Raw genomic sequence first — 17,386 nt, 5'->3', positions numbered from 1 at the left:
GCGCGGCCGCACCCGGACGTACCGTGGTGCGGTGGCCCGTGGCAAGCAGCGCGACGAGGTCGAGGTGCAGTCGCTGACCTCGGCCAGGCGCCCGCACAGCGAGGACCAGCGCGACCGGATGATCCGGTACGCGATCTCGATGACGATCCGCACCGCGTGCGTGGTCCTCGCGGTCGTCGTCGAGGGTCCGCTGCGCTGGGTGTTCGTCGTCGGCGCCGTGTTCCTGCCGTACGTCGCGGTGATCGCGGCGAACGCGGGGCGCGAGCGCGGCGGTCCCGGGCCGGCGGCGCCCACGGTGGTGCCGATGGGCGCGCTGCCGCCCGCCCGACCGGACGACGAGCTCCCGCCCCGTTGAGCCCCCGTTGAGCGAGCGTTGACCGGACGACGACGCGTCGCCAGGGACCTCCGGGCAGCGGTGCGGAACCCGCGCGCATCGCACTGACACTGACACCGATCCGTGTCATACTCGCTGTGCGCGCTCGCCTCCCCCGTCGAGCGCCTTGACGCCGGGTGGCACCCCCCCGTTGCCACCCGGCGTCGCCTCGTCCGCAGCCGGGTCACCGAGCACCTCGCCGACGACACGCCGGACGACACGCCAGGCCGGCCGCGACACCCCGCAACCCGCCCGGCCCGTCGCGTTCACCTCCCCGCCACCTGTGTTTCACTGGCTGCGACGGCAGGCCGTCGGCCCGTCGTCCCCACCTGGCCCGCACGCGAGGCACCTGCAGGAGGCGTCATGACCACCCCGACCGGTCCGACCGTCCTCTCCCCGCTCTCCTTCCCGGCCCGACCTGCGGGCGGGCCCGGCCCCGCGCACGTCGCGCCGGGCACGCGCCCCGAGAGCGAGCAGCACGAGCCGCCGGGCGACCCCGTCTGCAGCGCCCGGCGCTGCCGCGAGCACGCCGAGTGGGCGCTGCGCTGGAACAACCCGCGGCTGCACACCCCCGAGCGCCGCAAGACCTGGCTCGCGTGCGACGAGCACCGCGAGCACCTGAGCGAGTTCCTCTCGCTGCGCGGTTTCCTGCGCGACGTCGAGCCGATGGCCGACGTCCGCGGCGCCACCGCCTGACGTCCGGGCCCGGCCGCGTTCTACCGTGGCAGGGTGTACCGCTTCCTGCTGTCCGGGCGCTGGCTCGGACTGCTCGCCCTGGCCGTCGCGGTCGCGGTGGCGTGCGTGGTGCTCGGCAGCTGGCAGTGGAGCCGTCGCGAGCAGCGGCTCGCCCGCAACGCCGAGGTGGTCGCCAACTACGACCGCGAACCGGTGCCGCTCGCGCAGGCCGTCCCGGACCCCGAGCGGTTCCCCGCCGGCGGGACCTGGACGCCGGTGGAGGTCCGCGGCGAGTACCTCGTCGACGAGACCGTGCTGGTGCGCAACCGCAACCGCGACGGCGTCCCGGGGTACCAGGTGCTCGTGCCGCTGCGGGGCGAGGACGACGTGGTGCTGCTGGTCGACCGCGGGTTCGTGACCATCGGCGAGACCGGGGAGCGGCCGGACGAGGTGCCCGCCCCGCCGTCCGGCGTCGTCGACGTCGTCAGCCGGCTGCGCCAGCCCGAGCCGCCCACCGACCGCCCGGCGCCGGCGGGGCAGACGCTGCGGATCACGCCGGCCACCCTGCTGCCCGAGGCGGTCGACGACCCGGACGCGGTGCTCGTCACCGGCGCCTACGGCGACCTGGCGTCGGAGACGCCGGCCCCCGCCACCAGCCCGCTGCGCGAGCCGCGGCCTGCGCTCGACGAGGGTCCGCACCTGTCGTACGCCCTGCAGTGGGTGGTGTTCGCGCTCGGGGCGCTGGTGGGGTTCGTCCTGCTCGCGCGTCGCACGGCCGAGGACGAGGCGGCCGACGCGGCCGGCGCGGTGGCCGCACCGCCGTCCCCATCGCGGCGTCGTCGACCCACCGCCGAGGAGGAGGAGGACGCCCTCCTGGACGCCGCGGAGCGCACCCGCGGACGATGACCGCGCGTCCGGACGCTCGCGCGCGGCGACCGCGAGATCGGGACGAGTCGGGCACCGGTGCGACCGTTCGGGTGCGAACCGACGCGCAGTGAGGTCGTCCCGGCGCCCAACCGGGGTGGCGATGCGGCACGATGAGGCCCATGGATCTCGGGCTCGACGACCGCGTGTACATCGTGACCGGCGCCTCGCGCGGTCTGGGCCTGGCCTGCGCCCAGCTGCTCGCCGACGAGGGCGCCCGGCTGGTGGTGGCCTCGCGCGACCGCGAGGCGATCACCGCCGCCGCCGACCGGCTCGGCTCGTCGGACCGCGTGCTGGCCCTGCCGGTCGACCTCGCCGACCCGCAGGCGCCCGAGCAGTGCGTCGCGGCCGCGGTGGGTCGCTTCGGCCGGCTCGACGGCGCGCTGATCAGCGTGGGCGGACCGCCGGCGGGCACGGTGCTCGAGACCTCCGACGACGACTGGAAGCAGGCCTTCGACAGCGTCTTCCTCGGCGCGGTGCGCACCGCCAAGGCGGTCTCGCGCGGTGTCGGCACCGAGGGCGGCTCGATCCTGTTCGTGCTGTCGTCGTCCGTGCGCAGCCCGATCGGCGGCCTGGCGATCTCGAACGGCCTGCGTCCGGGCCTGGCGATGGTCGCCAAGACGCTCGCGGACGAGCTCGGCCCCCGCGCCATCCGCGTCAACGCGGTGCTGCCGGGCCGCATCGACACCGACCGCGCCCGCGAGCTCGACGCCGGCCGCGGCGGCGACCCGGCCGAGGTGCGCCGGCAGAACGAGTCGGGCATCCCGCTGGGCCGCTACGGCTACCCCGAGGAGTTCGCCCGCGCCGCCGTGTTCGTCCTGTCCCCCGCCGCCAGCTACGTCAGCGGCACCGCGCTCCCCATCGACGGCGGGATGCTCCGCACCATCTGAGCCGGGACCACCTGCGCAGGAGCTGCCCCTTCACGGCCCCGTGAAGGGGCGTCTTGCGACCACGTGGCCGCGAGTGGTTGCTTCGCGGCGACGGAGGCAACCACTCGTGGCCGCCTGGACCCGAACGGGACGTCAGCGCGCGGGGGTCGACGTCTCCTGGTCGCGGAACTGGGTGCGGTACAGGTGCGCGTACAGGCCGCCGAGCTCGAGCAGCTCGTCGTGCCGGCCCACCTGGACGATCCGGCCGCGGTCGACCACGACGATGAGGTCGGCGTCGCGCACGGTCGAGAGCCGGTGCGCGATCACCAGCGAGGTGCGGCCCGCCAGCGCGGTGTCGAGCGCGCGCTGGACGGCGGCCTCGGACTCGGAGTCCAGGTGCGCGGTGGCCTCGTCGAGGACGACCACCGACGGCGCCTTCAGCAGCAGCCGCGCCAGCGCGAGGCGCTGCTTCTCCCCGCCCGAGAGCCGGTGGCCGCGGTCGCCCACGACGGTGTCGAGACCGCGCGGCAGGCTGCGCACCAGCTCGAGCACCTGGGCGTCGCGCAGGGCGTCCTCGAGCTGGGCGTCGGTGGCGTCCGGCCTCGCATACAGCAGGTTGGCGCGCACCGTGTCGTGGAACATGTGCGCCTCCTGCGTGACCACGCCGACGCGGCCGTGCAGGTCCTCGAGCGACGCCTCGCGCACGTCGACGCCGCCGACGCGCACCGCGCCCTCCTGCGGGTCGTACAGCCGCGCCACCAGCGAGGTGAGCGTCGACTTGCCGGCCCCGCTCGGACCGACCAGCGCCACCATGTGCCCGGGGGCCACCTGGAGCGAGACGTCGTGCAGCACCGGCCCGTCGCCGACCTCGCGGTCGCCGGCGCCGCCCACGGTCTCGAGCGAGGCCAGCGACACCTCGTCGGCGCCCGGGTAGCGGAAGGTCACGTGGTCGAGCTCGACGCCCAGCGGGCCGTCGGGCAGCGGCACCGGGTCGGCCGGGTCGTCGACGAGCACCGGCAGGTCGAGCACCTCGAACACCCGCTCGAAGCTCACCAGCGCGCTCATCACGTCGACGCGGACGTTGGCCAGCGCGGTGATCGGGCCGTAGAGCCGGCCGAGCAGCGCGGCGAGAGCGAGCAGCGTGCCGATCGTCAGGGTGCCGGACGCGGCGAGCAGGCCGCCGACGCCGTAGACGAGCGCCGTCGCCAGCGCGGCCACCAGCGTGAGCGAGGTGAAGAAGACCCGCCCGATCATCGCGATCTGGACGCCGATGTCGCGCACCTGGCCCGCGCGGGAGGCGAACTCGGCGTCCTCGTCGCGGCGGCGCCCGAACAGCGTCACCAGCAGCGCGCCGGCGACGTTGAACCGCTCGGTGGCGCGCGTGGCGAGGTCGGCGTTCAGCTGCATCGAGTCGCGGGTGAGCCCGCTGAGCCGGCGGCCGACCCGGCGGGCCGGCAGGTAGAACAGCGGCAGCAGGAGCAGGGCGGCGACGGTGATCGGCCACGACAGCGCGAGCATCGCGCCCGCGACCAGCACGAGCGACACCACGTTCGACACCACGCCGCTGAGCGTGGACGTGAACGCCTGCTGGGCGCCGATGACGTCGGTGTTGATGCGGGTGACCAGCGCGCCGGTCTGCGCGCGGGTGAAGAACGCGATCGGCTGCCGCTGCACGTGCGCGAAGACCCGGGTGCGCAGGTCGTAGATGAGGCCCTCGCCGATGCGGGACGACAGCCACCGCTGCAGCAGGCCGACGGCCGCCTCGACGAAGGCCAGCCCGGCCACCACGAGCGCGAGCGTCACGACCACCCGGCGGTCGCCCGGGACGACGCCGTCGTCGACGATGCGCTGCAGCAGCAGCGGCGTGACGACGACGAGGGCCGAGCCGCCCACCACCAGGACCAGGAACGCGGCGATCGACGCGCGGTAGGGCCGGGCGAAGCCCACGATCCGCCGCACGGTGGCGCGGCTGACCCGCTGGTCGGCGACGGACGGGTCCTTGCGCAGCGAGGACAGGGTGCCCCACTGCCGCATCGAACCGGGCGAGTGCATGCTCATCGGGGCCTACAGCGTCCCGGACGGGTCCGCTTGTTCCGCGACGTCGCTCACGCCCGCCCGGCGCCGAGCGCGCGGGCCAGGTCGCGCAGCCGGTCGCGCTGGGCGGCGCGCTCGGCGGCCCGCTGCTCCTGCGGCGTGCGGGACGGGGCGCCGGACAGCAGGTGCTTGGTCGCGGTCGCCGCGGCCGCCGGGGCCGCGAGCAGCGACGCGACCAGCTCGTCGACCGCCTCGGCCAGCCGCTCCCCCGGCACCGCCCGGACGGCCAGACCGCCGGCCACGGCCTCCTGCGCCCCAACGGCCCGGCCGGTGGCGCAGACCTCGAGGGCGCGGGCGTACCCGAGGGCCTCGACCAGCGGCCAGGTGCCGGCCAGGTCGGGCACCAGGCCGAGCGAGGTCTCCTTCATCGCGAACGCGACGTCGTCGGCGACGACCCGCAGGTCGCAGGCCAGGGCGAGCTGGAAGCCGGCGCCGACCGCATGGCCCTGCACCGCCGCGACGGTGAGGGCGTCGACCTCGCGCCACCACGTGAACGCGCCCTGGTACCAAGCGATCTCGTGGTCGATCGCGTCGTCGTCGAGGGCGGCGAGCTGCGGCAGGCCGCGCTCACCCTCGCCCACCTGCCCGGTGAACATCGCCCGGTCGAGCCCGGCCGAGAACGACGGGCCCTCGCCCGAGAGCACCACGACCCGCGGCCCGGCGTCGCGCACGGCCTCGCCCACGGCCTTGAGCGCGCGCCAGGTCGACGGCAGCTGCGCGTTGCGTCGCTCGGGACGGGCCAGGACGACGTCCCAGCGCTCCTCGCCGCGGACGAGCCGGATGCCGACGTCGGTGCACTGCTGCTCGAGGCTCACGAGCAGGAGTGTGTCAGGCCAGCTCGACCAGGTCGGCGTAGTCGGGGCCCCACAGGTCCTCGACGCCGTCGGGGAGCAGCAGCACGCGCTCGGGCTCGAGCGCGTGCACCGCGCCCTCGTCGTGGGTCACCAGCACCACGGCGCCCTTGTACCGGCGCAGCGCGCCGAGGATCTCCTCGCGGCTCGCGGGGTCGAGGTTGTTGGTCGGCTCGTCGAGCAGCAGCACGTTCGCCGCGCTCACCACGAGAGTGGCCAGCGCGAGCCGGGTCTTCTCGCCGCCGGACAGCACCCCGGCGGGCTTGTCGACGTCGTCGCCGCTGAACAGGAACGAACCCAGCACCTTGCGCACCTCGGTCTCGCCGAGGTCGGGTGCCGCGCTCTTCATGTTCTCGAGGACCGTGCGCGAGGTGTCGAGCGTCTCGTGCTCCTGCGCGTAGTAGCCGAGCCGCAGGCCGTGGCCGGGCTCGACCTCGCCGGTGTCGGGGGCGTCGACGCCGCCGAGCATGCGCAGCAGGGTGGTCTTGCCGGCGCCGTTCAGCCCGAGCACCACCACCTTCGAGCCGCGGTCGATCGCGAGGTCGACGTCGGTGAACACCTCGAGCGAGCCGTAGGTGCGCGACAGGCCCGACGCCCGCAGCGGCGTGCGCCCGCACGGCGCGGGGTCGGGGAAGCGCAGCTTCGCGACCTTGTCGTGGGCCCGCACCTCCTCGAGCCCGCCCAGCAGGCGCTCGGCCCGCTTGGCCATGTTCTGCGCGGCGGTGGCCTTGGTCGCCTTGGCGCGCATCTTGTCGGCCTGCGTCAGCAGCGCGGCGGCCTTCTTCTCGGCGTTCGCCCGCTCGCGGTGGCGGCGCCGCTCGTCGGCCTCGCGCTGCTGCAGGTAGGTCTTCCAGCCGACGTTGTAGACGTCGAGCACGGCGCGGTTGGCGTCGAGGTAGAACACCTTGTTCACGACGGTCTCGATCAGGTCGGTGTCGTGCGAGATCACCACCAGGCCGCCGGAGTAGCCCTTGAGGTGGTCGCGCAGCCACACGATCGAGTCGGCGTCGAGGTGGTTGGTCGGCTCGTCGAGCAGCAGGGTCTGCGCGCCCGAGAACAGGATCCGCGCGAGCTCGACCCGACGGCGCTGGCCGCCGGAGAGGGTGCGCAGCGGCTGCGCCAGCACCCGCTCGGGCAGACCGAGGTTGCCGGCGATGCGTCCCGCCTCGGCCTCGGCGGCGTAGCCGCCCTTGGTGGTGAACTCGGCCTCGAGCCGGCCGTACCGCGCCATCGCGGCGTCGCGCCGGTCGTCGTCGGCCGACGCCATCGCGCCCTCGGTGTCGCGCATCGCGGTGATGACCTCGTCGAGGCCGCGCGCCGACAGGATGCGGTCGAGGGCGTACACCTCGAGGTCGCCCGTCCGGGGATCCTGCGGGAGGTACCCCACGTCGCCCGTGGCGTTCACCGACCCGGCGTGCGGCTGGCCCTGGCCGGCCAGCACCTTGGTCAGGGTCGTCTTGCCGGCGCCGTTGCGCCCGACCAGCCCGACCCGGTCGCCGGGCCCGACGCGGAACGTGACGTCCTGCATCAGGATGCGGGCGCCCGCGCGCAGCTCGACGCCCTGTGCCGTGATCACGTCGTCCTCCTCCGCCCGCTCGCCCGGTCCGCTTCTCGATGTCGCTCGTCGGTGGGCGCGCCCAGCGGGTACCGCGTGGCTAGTCTACGGCTGGCGGTCGGCCCGACCGAACCGCGTCGCCGCGCGACCGGTGCCACCAGGTGCGCCACGAGGAGGTCCGGTGAGCTTCAACGAGGGCGTGAGCATCGACACGTCGCGGGCCTCGCGCGGACGCGGCGGGCGCACCGGCGGCGTCGTCGCGGGCGGCGGGGTCGGCGGCCTGCTGCTCGTGCTGCTGTTCGTCTTCCTCGGGGGCGACCCGAGCCAGCTGCCCACCTCGCCGGGCGGGGGCGGCGGTGGCCAGCAGGAGGGCGCCGGTGACCTGTCCCGCTGCCAGGACGCCGAGGACGCGAACACCGACGTCGAGTGCCGCATCATCGCCACCGAGAACAGCCTCGACGCCTACTGGCAGGAGGCCCTGCCCGCGGCCGGCGGCTCTTACGAGCGGCCCTACACCGTCGTGTTCAGCGGCCGGACCGACACCGGCTGCGGCGCCGCGACGTCCGCGGTCGGGCCGTTCTACTGCCCGACCGACACCTCGATGTACTTCGATGCCGACTTCTTCCAGGTGCTCACCGACCAGTTCGGCTCCAGCGGCGGTCCCCTCGCCCAGGAGTACGTGGTGGCGCACGAGTTCGGCCACCACGTCCAGAACCAGCTCGGCGTCCTGGGCGCCGCCCAGCAGGACCCGCAGGGCGAGGAGTCCGGCGCCGTGCGGGTCGAGCTGATGGCCGACTGCCTCGCCGGCGTCTGGGCCCACCACGCGGCGACCGTCGAGGACCCCGACACCGGTGTCCCGTTCCTGCAGCCGCTCACCGACCAGGACATCGCCGACGCCCTGTCGGCGGCCTCGTCGGTCGGCGACGACCGCATCCAGGAGCGCACCCAGGGCAGGGTCAACCCCGAGGCGTGGACGCACGGTTCGTCGGAGCAGCGGCAGAAGTGGTTCTCGACCGGCTACTCCAGCGGCGACCTGAACGCCTGCGACACCCTGGACGCGGCCGACCTCGGCTGAGCCCTGCCCTTATCGGCCCCCTACCCTCTCGGCATGACCGCCGCCCCCGACGACCGGCCCCGCCGCCGCCGGCTCCCCGCCCGCGACCTCGCCCTGGTCTCGACCTTCGCCGCGCTCATCGCGGTGCTCGGCCTGCCCGGTGCGATCGCGATCCCGGGCAACCCGGTGCCGGTCACCCTGCAGACGATGGGCGTCATGCTCGCCGGCTCGGTGCTCGGCGCGAAGCGCGGCGCCCTGGCGGTGCTCACCTTCCTCGCCCTCGTCGCGGCGGGCCTGCCGCTGCTGTCGGGCGGACGCGGCGGCCTCGGTGTGTTCGTCGGGCCGAGCGCCGGCTACCTCGTCGGCTTCGTCGTCGGCGCCTTCGTGATCGGCTGGCTCGTCGAGCGGCGCCTGCCGCGCTACCCGCTGTGGTGGGGCGGCCTGGCGAACGTCGTCGGCGGCATCGTCGTGGTCTACGCGATCGGCATCCCCGTGACGGCCCTGGTGACGGGGACGTCCGGCCTGCTCGCCACCGCCGCCGCCACGGTGGCGTTCCTGCCCGGCGACGCGCTCAAGGTCGTCGTCGGCACGGCGGTCGCCGCAGCCGTGCACCGGGCCGTGCCGGAGGTGGCACCCGCGCCCCGGCGCGAGCGCGAGCGTGCCGCCGCCTGACCGCCCGGCGGTCGACGACCCGTCCGGCGGCGTGGTCCTCGCCGAGCCGGACCAGCGGCGCCTGCTCACCCGGTTCGCCGACCTCCTCGACGCCGGCGCGCCGGTCGCCGTGCTCGACCCCACCTGGCCCACCGCTCCCGCCGAGGACGCGCGGCGGCAGGTCGCGGCCGCCGTGGCCGACGGCCGGCTCGGGGCCGGACGGCTCGCCGTCTTCACCTCCGGCAGCGCCGGGACACCGGCCGGGGTGCTGCGCACCCACGACTCGTGGCGCGCGAGCCTCGACCCCCTCACCGCCCTGCTCGGCCTCACCGCCGCCGACGTCGTCTGGACGCCGGGACCGTTGTGGTCGTCGCTGTCGCTGTACGGCGCGTGGCACGCGTCCACCGTCGGGGCCGGCACCGTCGTCGGCGACGAGGACCCGGGCGAGGCCACCGTCGTGCACCTGGTGCCGTCCGGCCTCGACCGGCTGCTGCGCCGCCCGCTCCCGCGGTTGCGGGCGGTGGTGCTCGCCGGCGAGCCCGTCGAGGACCGGCACCGCGAGGCGTGCCGCGCCCGTGGGTGGGCCGTGCACGAGTACTACGGCGCGGCCGAGCTGTCGTTCGTCGGCTGGTCGTCCGACGGCCCCGGCTGGACGCCCTTCCCGGGCGTGGAGGTCGACCTGCGCCGCGACGGCCTGTGGGCGCGCTCCCCCTACCTCGCGCTCGGTCCGCTCGACCCCGGCTCCGTGCGTGGCCGGCGCACCGACGACGGCTGGGCGGGCGTCGGCGACCACGCCGTCCGCGTCCACGAGCGGTACCGCGTCACCGGGCGCGGCTCCGCTGCGGTCACGACCGGCGGGCACACGGTGGTGGCCGAGCACGTCGAGCAGGTGCTCCGCGCCGTCCCGGGGGTGCGCGACACCCTGGTCGTCGGGCGGCCGCACCCGGACCTCGGCGAGGTGGTCTGCGCCCTGGTCGTGGGCACGGCCTCCGCGCACGACCTGCGCGCGGCCCTCGACCGGCTCCCTCCCCCCGCGCGGCCGAGGCGGTGGGCGCGCCCGGCGGACCTGCCGAGGACCGCGTCCGGCAAGCCCGACCGCGCCGCGGCACGCGCCGCGGTGGCCGACGGGACGGTCCCGACCGGCGCCCTGCGCTGACCGCCTCCTACGCTGACGGGCGCCATGCCCCCACCCAGCCTGCTCGACCCGCGCACGCCGGTGGTCGTCGCCGCCCGGCGCACGCCCGTGGGCACCGCCGGGCACGCCCTGCGAGAGCGCACCGTCGTCGACCTCGCCGCCGCCGCGCTCGCCGCGCTGCACGACGACGTCCGCGCGCTGGGCATCACCGCCCCGGTCGACGAGGTCGTGCTCGGCAACGTGATGGGCCCGGGCGGCGACCCGGCGCGGGTCGCGGCGCTGCAGGCCGGGCTCGGCGTCCAGGTGCCGGGCGTCACGGTCGACCGCCAGTGCGGCAGCGGCCAGGAGGCCGTCCACGTCGGTGCCGCGACCGTGCTGGCGGGCGCGGGCCTGGTGCTGGCCGGCGGCGCCGCCAGCGCCAGCACCGCGCCGACCCGCACCTGGCCCGACGGCACCCCGTACGCCCGGGCGCCGTTCGCCCCGGTCGACCTCGGCGACCCCGACATGGGTCCGGCGGCCGAGGCCGTCGCCGCGCGCTGCAGCGTCACCCGTGAGCGGCAGGACGCCTGGGCCCTGCGGTCGCACCGGCGCGCCGCCGACGCCTCCGCCCGCGGCGCGTTCACCGCCGTGCTCGTGCCGGTCGGCGGCACGACCGCCGACGAACGCGTCCGGTCGGGCGCCTCACCCGCGTGGTTCGCCCGGCTGCGACCGGCGTTTGCCGCGGACGGGACCGTCACCGCCGGCAACGCGTGCGGCGTCAGCGACGGCGCCGCGGTCGTGGGCCTCGTGCCCGAGGCGACGCGGGCGGTGCTCGGCGTCCCGGGCCTCGCCGTCCGCGGCTGGGTCGCCCGCGGCACGGACCCGCGGCTGCCGGGCCTCGGACCGGTCCCCGCCGTGCGCACGCTGCTGGAGCGCACCGGCGTCGGGCTCGACGACCTCGCCGCGCTCGAGGTCACCGAGGCGTTCGCCGCGCAGGTGCTCGCCTGCCTCGACGCGCTGGGTCTGGACGAGCAGGACGACCGCGTGAACGCCCAGGGCGGCGCCATCGCGCTCGGGCACCCGTGGGGCGCGTCCGGTGCGCTGCTGGTGGTGCGCCTGTTCGCTCGCCTGGTGCGCGAGCCGGCCGCCCCCGGGTCGCTCGGGCTGGCCACCTGCGCCGTCGGCGGCGGCCAGGGACTGGCGCTGCTGGTGGAGCGGGTCGGGTGATCCGGCTCAGCGGCGCGGGCGTCCGGTACGGCGAGCGCTGGGCGCTGCGCGGGGTCGACCTCGAGGTCGCCGAGCGCAAGGTCGCGGTGCTGGGCGCCAACGGCTCGGGCAAGTCGACGCTGGCCCGGCTGCTGAACGGGCTGGTCGAGCCCACCGAGGGCACCGTCACGGTCGGCGGCGACGACACCGTCCGCCGCGGCCACCGGGTGCGGCAGCGCGTGGGCTTCGTCTTCACCGACCCCGACGCCCAGATCGTGATGCCGACGGTGGCCGAGGACGTCGCGTTCTCGCTGCGGCGGCTGCGGCTCCCCCGCGCCGAGGTGGCCGAGCGGGTCGGGGCGACGCTGCGGCGCTTCGACCTGGACGGGCACGCCGACCACCCCGCGCACCTGCTGTCCGGCGGGCAGAAGCAGCTGCTGGCGCTCGCCTCGGTGCTCGTGACCGAGCCGGAGGTGCTGGTCTGCGACGAGCCGACCACGCTGCTCGACCTGCGCAACACGCGGCGGGTCGGCGAGCTGCTGCTCGCGCTGCCCCAGCAGGTCGTGCTGGTGACCCACGACCTCGACCTCGTCGGCGGCTGGGACCGGGTGCTCGTGGTCGACGGCGGACGCGTCGTCGCCGACGGCTCGCCGGCCGAGGCGGTCGCCCGGTACCGGGCGCTCGTGGCGGACGGCGCGTGACCCCCGCGGGCGCGTTCCGGCCCGGCACCTCGGTGCTGCACCGCGCACCGGCCGGCGCGAAGCTCGCCGCGCTCGCAGTGCTCACCACGGTGCTGGTCGTGGTCCGCTCCCCCGCGGCGGTGCTCGTCGGCGCCGCCGTGGTGGTCACCCTCTACGGCCTCGCCCGCTGGACGCCCGCGGTCGCGCTGGCGCAGGTGCGTCCGCTCTGGTGGTTGGTGCTGCTGCTCGTCCCGTTCCAGCTGCTGACCGCCGGGTGGCGCGCGGCCGTCGTGGTGGTCGGGACGCTGCTGGTGGCGGTGGCCGCCGCGTGCCTGGTCACCCTGACGACGCGGGTCAGCGACCTGCTCGACGCGCTCGTGGCGGTGCTGCGTCCGCTGCGGGTGCTGGGCGTCGACCCCGACCGGGCGGGTCTGGCGCTGGCCCTGGCGGTGCGCGCGGTGCCGGTCGTCGGCTCGCTCGCCCACGACGTGCGCGACGCCCGGCGCGCCCGCGGCCTCGATCGCGCCGTCCGCGCCGTCGCGGTGCCGCTCGTGGTGCGCAGCGTCCGGCACGCCCAGCGCACGGGCGAGGCGCTCGTCGCGCGCGGGCTCGACGACTGACGCGACGAGGGCGGCACCCCCCTCGGGTGCCGCCCTCGTCGTGCTCGTGCGCGTCAGACCTGCGCGGACGCCTCCCCGCGGCGGCGGGCGACCAGCAGCCCGCCCGCGACCACCAGCGCGACGCCGGTCGACAGGACGCCGGCCACGCCGCCGCCGGTCCGCGGCAGGGCCGAGGCCATCGCGGCGGGCACGGCCCGGGCCACGGCCACGCCGGGCGCGGCGGCCTGGACCACGGTCTTGACCGACGGGGCAGCCACCACCGCGCGCAGCGAGGTCCGGACGGTGCTGCCGTCCGCGGCCAGCCCGTTGGCCTGCAGCGTGATCGTGCCGGGCAGCAGGCCGGTCAGGGGCAGCAGCCCGTCGATGCTGCCGTCGGCGTCGACGGTGAGCTCACCGAGCGACTGGCCGGTGCCGAGCACCCACACGTCGACGGTGCTGCCGGGCTCGAAGCCCGTGCCGGTCACCCGCACCCAGCCGCCCTGCTCGAGGCGCACGGTGCCCTGGTCGCCGGCGAGAGGCGCGCCGGTCGCGTCGACGCCGGTGAGCCGGACGGTGACGCCCGCGACCTCGACGCCGACGCCCTGGCCGTCCGAGACCACCTGCGGGGTCGTCCGGACGCCGTCGACGACGGTGGTGACGGGGCCCGGAGCGCCGACGACGTCGTCGGGGACGGCCTGGCGGACCGGGCTGCCGGGCAGGGCGGACGAGGACGCACCGGGGCCGGCGGCGTTCACGGCCTGGACGACCACCGGGTAGGTGCGGCCGTTGTCGAGGCTGTGCACGGTGAGCGTGCCGTCGACCAGCGCGGCCGGGGTGGTCCAGGTGGTGCCGCCGTCGAGCGACGCGCGGTACCCGGTGACCGGGGACCCGCCGTCGAAGCCGGGGGCGCCGACCTCGAGCACCAGGGTGCGGTTGCCGGCGACCACGCCGGTCAGCGAGGGCGCGCCGGGCACGGTGAACGGGGTGCCCGTCGTCGTGGCCGAGGCGGGGCCGGTGCCGGTGGCGTTGGTCGCGGACACCCGGAACAGGTACGGGCTGCCGTTGGTCAGGCCGGTCACGGTCCAGCTGGTCGCCGAGGACGCGGTCGCCGAGGCGGTCGTCCAGGTCGTGCCGCCGTCGGCGGACACCTCGACGTGGTGGCCCTGGGCCGGCGTGCCGCCGCTCCAGGTCGGTGCCGTCCACGACAGGTCGACGGCGCCGTCGCGCCCGGCGGCGGTCAGGCCGGTGGGGGCACCCGGGGCGCTCGGCGGCACGTCGACGGCGACGGTGAGGTCGCGCTGGGTGCTCAGGCCGTTCGAGGTGGCGCTGACCGGGACGGTCAGGCTGCCGCTCTCGGTGCGCGCCTCGAGCGCGGCGTCGTCGGGCACGACGACCCAGCGGCCGGAGGCGGCGTCCAGGTGCACGGTGCCGAGCGGGGTCTGCTGGGCGTGGGTGTAGGTCTGGCCGCCGATCGTCGCCGCCCGGGCGGTGCCGCCCGGCAGGCCGAAGGTGACCGCGTCGCCTTCCGGGTCGGCCGCGGCGACCGTGCCGGTGACGTCGGTGAAGGTGTCGTCGGGCTGGTTGTTGGTGAACCGCGCCTCGGGGGCCGCGCCGGTGAAGGCCGGGCCGTCGTCGACCGGGGTCACGTCGACCGGGATCGTCGCGGTGCCGGTGCCGTTGGCGACGCTGCTCACCGCCACCTCGACCGTGCGCGAGGTCGCGGGGGTGTCGGAGGAGTTGGCGTAGGCGAGCTTGCGGGCGATCTGCTGCACGACGTCGTCGGAGGCGCGGGTGCCGAAGACCTTGATGTTGTCGATCAGCAGCCGGGCGCCGGCGGCCTGACCGCAGGTGGCGTCGTAGGTGCCGCCGACGAAGACGAACCGGAAGGTGCCCGAGCGGGGCAGGACCGTCTCGCTGGTCGCCCACGGCGTCGAGGCCGAGTAGCCGGTGACGGCGTCGATGACCTCGATCTGGGTGCCGTTCTCGTCGAGCAGGTAGCCGAACACGTGCGCGGCGTCCTCGCCGGCGAACGCGCGCCAGTCGAAGTAGAGGGTGTCGCCGGCAGCGGCCTCGAACTCGCCGGAGGCGACCGCCGGGCCGTGCACCACGTCGCAGGGCGCGGCGGTGGTCATGCCGGAGCTGCTGAGCTCCATCGCGTACGTGCCCTCGGTGGGCTCGCCGTCGGTGGTCGCGCGGACGGCGTACGTCGGCGCGCCCCAGCCGTCCATCGTCGGGTTGTTGTCCTGGTTCGACACGTTGCCCGGGTAGGTGCTCGTGTCCTGGGTCGTGAAGCCGGCGAGCTGGGTGACGCCGAGGTCGACCCGCTGCTCGTAGACCGTCCAGTCGCCGAGGCCCTGCTCGAACCCGGCGTTGTCGACCTTGGAGGTGAAGTTGACCCGCAGGGTGCGGCCCTGGGCGCCGTCCTCGACGGCGTCGACGGTGCCGATCGGGTCGGCGGAGGTGCCGTTGCCGCGGTACACCGTGCCGCCGACCACGGAGACGACGCCGTCGGTGGTGACCGGCGAGGCGTCCTGCAGGAGCGAGAGCGACTCGCTGGGCGAGGACCCGGTGATCCCGAACTGCATGTGCTGGCCGGCGTAGGTCACGCCGCCGGAGATCGTCACGCCGGACGCGATGGCGGTCGGCGCGGACTGCTCGGTGTACGCGCCGTGGGCGGGGACGGTCACCAGCGGCACGGCCGAGGCCGCCGTCGGCGCCAGCGCCCCGAGCCCGAGGGCCAGGGCGAGGGTCACGGCGGCGGAGCCGGCCGTGCGGAGCGGGCGGGAGGTCATCTGCGTCCTGTCGTCGACGTCGCGAAGGCACCGGACAAGCCGTCGTGGCGCCGACGAGAGCATCGGTGCGCTCACCGGGGGTGGTTGAGGTCTCAAGCGACGCAGCGGGACGGCGTCACCCGATCGGGCTGTGCGATGCTGCGCCGATGGGGCGTGACACGCGCGACCTGGCCGCGTCGGTACTGATCGGCGCCGCACCCGAACGGGTGTGGGACGTCGTCGCCGACGTGCGCCGCACGCCAGAGTGGTCGCCGGAGTGCCGGCGCGTCCTCGTGCGCGGGCCCGTCGCCGTCGGGTCGCTGCTCGTCGGCGTGAACCGGCGCGGACCGGTCGTCTGGCCGACCCGCTCCCGGGTGCACCTGCTCGACCCCGGCCGCGCGATCGGCTGGACGGTGCGCGAGAGCGGCGCACGATGGACCTACCGGCTCAGCCCGCACCCCGACGGGACCCTGCTCGAGCAGCACCGCTCGGTGCCGGACGGCGTGCCCGTGGTGGCCGACCTGTTCGCCCGGCTGCTGCTCGGCGGGCAGGACGGCCACGGCGACGAGCTGGAGGCGGGCATGCGCACCGGCCTGGGGCGGATCCGGGCGCTCGTGGAGGGGTGACCCCGGACGGCGGGGGGCCGTCAGTGCATCGACACGTGCACGTGGTCGAAGTGGTTCGCGGTCTCGGACCCACGGTCCTCCATGCCCTTCCAGGCGTCGAAGGAGGTGCCCGAGTACCAGATGCGCTGGCGCCAGATCAGCTGGTGGATGCCGAGCTCGTCGGCGTTCTGCTGCAGCCAGCGGGCGATCTCGTCGCCCTTCGCCCCGCGCACCATGATGTCGAGCGCCTTGCCGACCCCGTGGTCGCCGTCGTCACCCGGGCGCAGGCCGCCGTGGACCAGGCCGGGGAACTGGGCGCAGACGGCCCGGTGCACCGCGATCGTGCTGGCCCGCAGGCCGTTCTCGACCGAGGACTGGCCCGGGCACGGGGCGCCGGACAGCGTCGGCGGGGGCGAGGTGCTGATCGCAGCCGTGAGGATCCAGCCCAGGGCGGCACCGGTGGCGACCTCGCTGTACCCGCGCTCGGTGCGACCGGTGACGGCGAGCTGGGCGCCGCGCGCGAGCGACGACAGCCTCGCGCCGCCGGACGTGGGCTCGGACAGGACCGAGGTGTCCTCGACCGCGTAGACCACCGTGGTCTGCGGCACCAGGACCGGGGCGGCGACGACCGGTGCCGCGACGTCCGGCGCGGCCCGCACGGCGTCGCGCGACACCTGCTGGACGGCCGCGGCGCGCTGGTCGGTCGCGGACGAGCGGTCGGCGGGGGCGGCCAGGGCGACGTCGGCCAGCGGCGCCGCCACCTGCGGGAGGTCGACACCCCCGTCGGCCGCGACCGGGCCGCTGAGGGCTGCGCCGCCGGCGAGGCACAGCAGCAGGGCCGAGGCCCCGGCACGCTCGCGGACGCCGCGACGGGTGAGCAGCGAGACCGTGCCGCGCAGACCTCGGGGCTGGGCGGGACGGCGGTGGGTGGGTGCGCTGGTACGGCGTCGCGCACGCGTCATGCAGGACCACCACTCGCGGATCTCGGGGGGCTCCCGGGTCACGGGAGGGTCACGGACGGAGTCGAGTAGACCACACCGCAGGCCCCCCGACCGAGCCGGCCCGGGCGGTCGCGTGCTCGGTCCGGACGCCCGGCGTGACCGGCCTCACGCGCTCACGCCGGCTCGGTCAGGCCGATCCGGACGCAGCGCGAGCGCTGCAGCGCCTCGCGCAGCACGTCGAGGCGGGGGTCGCGGACGTCGAGGAGCGGGCTGCGCGGCAGGTCGGCGACGCGTCGCAGCCGCGGGTCGTCGAGGACCTGGGCCACGAGCGCGCGGTCGCCACCGACCACGAGCACCTCGTGCCGCGCCCGCGGCCGGTCCGACGGGGTCTGCGACCAGGTGGCGTGCGCGGCGTCGGCGGCGG

The 17,386-nt window shown here is 76.2% G+C and carries 16 protein-coding genes and 1 pseudogene; 11 read left to right on the top strand and 6 right to left on the bottom strand.

The annotated features are described in order from the left end of the window. The first annotated feature begins 31 nt into the window (after nucleotides 1-31). The 4 genes and pseudogenes from ACYVKY_RS10470 (at nucleotide 32) to ACYVKY_RS10455 (ending at nucleotide 2,862) form a co-directional block, all read left to right on the top strand. Entirely contained in the window at nucleotides 32-355 is a 324-nt protein-coding gene (locus ACYVKY_RS10470) for a DUF3099 domain-containing protein (protein ID WP_460434916.1), read from the top strand. Nucleotides 356-835: 480 nt separating this feature from the next. Continuing rightward, a pseudogene (locus ACYVKY_RS10465) lies at nucleotides 836-1,069 on the top strand (hypothetical protein); the annotation flags it as partial. A gap of 33 nt (nucleotides 1,070-1,102) precedes the next feature. Then, nucleotides 1,103-1,954 (top strand): SURF1 family protein, encoded by an 852-nt coding sequence (locus tag ACYVKY_RS10460; RefSeq protein ID WP_460434915.1) that lies wholly within the window; start codon nucleotides 1,103-1,105, stop codon nucleotides 1,952-1,954. Between the two features lie 140 nt (nucleotides 1,955-2,094). Beyond that, complete coding sequence (locus ACYVKY_RS10455; RefSeq protein ID WP_460434914.1) at nucleotides 2,095-2,862, top strand: Rossmann-fold NAD(P)-binding domain-containing protein; 768 nt, start codon at nucleotides 2,095-2,097, stop codon at nucleotides 2,860-2,862. Between the two features lie 132 nt (nucleotides 2,863-2,994). Here ACYVKY_RS10455 and ACYVKY_RS10450 read toward each other — a convergent pair whose 3' ends face one another. The 3 genes from ACYVKY_RS10450 to ACYVKY_RS10440 are packed head-to-tail and all read right to left on the bottom strand — an operon-like array spanning nucleotide 2,995 to nucleotide 7,362. Continuing rightward, a complete protein-coding gene (locus tag ACYVKY_RS10450) occupies nucleotides 2,995-4,893 on the bottom strand; it encodes an ABC transporter ATP-binding protein (RefSeq protein WP_460435070.1) in 1,899 nt (632 codons plus the stop codon). A 53-nt stretch (nucleotides 4,894-4,946) separates the two neighbouring features. Further along, nucleotides 4,947-5,750 (bottom strand): enoyl-CoA hydratase/isomerase family protein, encoded by an 804-nt coding sequence (locus ACYVKY_RS10445; protein WP_460434913.1) that lies wholly within the window; start codon nucleotides 5,748-5,750, stop codon nucleotides 4,947-4,949. Nucleotides 5,751-5,763: 13 nt separating this feature from the next. Then, nucleotides 5,764-7,362 (bottom strand): ABC-F family ATP-binding cassette domain-containing protein, encoded by a 1,599-nt coding sequence (locus ACYVKY_RS10440; protein ID WP_460434912.1) that lies wholly within the window; start codon nucleotides 7,360-7,362, stop codon nucleotides 5,764-5,766. Nucleotides 7,363-7,522: 160 nt separating this feature from the next. Here ACYVKY_RS10440 and ypfJ point away from each other — a divergent pair, with 160 nt between their 5' ends. Genes ypfJ through ACYVKY_RS10410 form a run of 6 tightly spaced genes read left to right on the top strand, consistent with a single transcriptional unit; the run spans nucleotide 7,523 to nucleotide 12,666 of the window. After that, nucleotides 7,523-8,416: a neutral zinc metallopeptidase gene (ypfJ, locus tag ACYVKY_RS10435; protein ID WP_460434911.1), complete on the top strand. Its 894-nt coding sequence runs from the start codon at nucleotides 7,523-7,525 to the stop codon at nucleotides 8,414-8,416. A 33-nt stretch (nucleotides 8,417-8,449) separates the two neighbouring features. Beyond that, on the top strand, nucleotides 8,450-9,067 hold the full coding sequence (locus ACYVKY_RS10430; RefSeq protein WP_460434910.1) for a biotin transporter BioY: 618 nt from the start codon (nucleotides 8,450-8,452) through the stop codon (nucleotides 9,065-9,067). Next, complete coding sequence (locus ACYVKY_RS10425; protein WP_460434909.1) at nucleotides 9,054-10,202, top strand: acyl-CoA synthetase family protein; 1,149 nt, start codon at nucleotides 9,054-9,056, stop codon at nucleotides 10,200-10,202. Before ACYVKY_RS10430 ends, ACYVKY_RS10425 begins: the two co-directional genes overlap by 14 nt. 24 nt (nucleotides 10,203-10,226) lie before the next feature. After that, nucleotides 10,227-11,387 (top strand): thiolase family protein, encoded by a 1,161-nt coding sequence (locus ACYVKY_RS10420; RefSeq protein WP_460434908.1) that lies wholly within the window; start codon nucleotides 10,227-10,229, stop codon nucleotides 11,385-11,387. Further along, a complete protein-coding gene (locus ACYVKY_RS10415; RefSeq protein WP_460434907.1) occupies nucleotides 11,384-12,067 on the top strand; it encodes an energy-coupling factor ABC transporter ATP-binding protein in 684 nt (227 codons plus the stop codon). The genes ACYVKY_RS10420 and ACYVKY_RS10415 overlap by 4 nt, the downstream gene beginning before the upstream one ends. Next, on the top strand, nucleotides 12,064-12,666 hold the full coding sequence (locus ACYVKY_RS10410; protein ID WP_460434906.1) for an energy-coupling factor transporter transmembrane component T: 603 nt from the start codon (nucleotides 12,064-12,066) through the stop codon (nucleotides 12,664-12,666). Before ACYVKY_RS10415 ends, ACYVKY_RS10410 begins: the two co-directional genes overlap by 4 nt. A gap of 53 nt (nucleotides 12,667-12,719) precedes the next feature. Here ACYVKY_RS10410 and ACYVKY_RS10405 read toward each other — a convergent pair whose 3' ends face one another. Then, nucleotides 12,720-15,437: a fibronectin type III domain-containing protein gene (locus ACYVKY_RS10405; protein ID WP_460434905.1), complete on the bottom strand. Its 2,718-nt coding sequence runs from the start codon at nucleotides 15,435-15,437 to the stop codon at nucleotides 12,720-12,722. A gap of 146 nt (nucleotides 15,438-15,583) precedes the next feature. Here ACYVKY_RS10405 and ACYVKY_RS10400 point away from each other — a divergent pair, with 146 nt between their 5' ends. After that, a complete protein-coding gene (locus tag ACYVKY_RS10400; protein WP_460434904.1) occupies nucleotides 15,584-16,042 on the top strand; it encodes an SRPBCC family protein in 459 nt (152 codons plus the stop codon). A gap of 20 nt (nucleotides 16,043-16,062) precedes the next feature. Here the strand turns inward: ACYVKY_RS10400 and ACYVKY_RS10395 are convergent, their stop codons facing one another. Together ACYVKY_RS10395 and ACYVKY_RS10390 are read right to left on the bottom strand one after the other, a co-directional pair. Then, nucleotides 16,063-17,025 carry a hypothetical protein gene (locus tag ACYVKY_RS10395; protein ID WP_460434903.1) on the bottom strand — a complete coding sequence of 321 codons (963 nt, stop codon included), beginning with the start codon at nucleotides 17,023-17,025 and terminating at the stop codon, nucleotides 16,063-16,065. A gap of 110 nt (nucleotides 17,026-17,135) precedes the next feature. Next, the coding region (locus ACYVKY_RS10390) for a Vms1/Ankzf1 family peptidyl-tRNA hydrolase (RefSeq protein ID WP_460434902.1) at nucleotides 17,136-17,386 on the bottom strand (251 nt) is incomplete at its 5' end.

Source organism: Angustibacter speluncae (genome assembly GCF_054777815.1).
The sequence above is the reverse complement of the archived record's forward strand: the minus strand, read 5'-3'. Positions and strand labels throughout refer to the sequence as shown.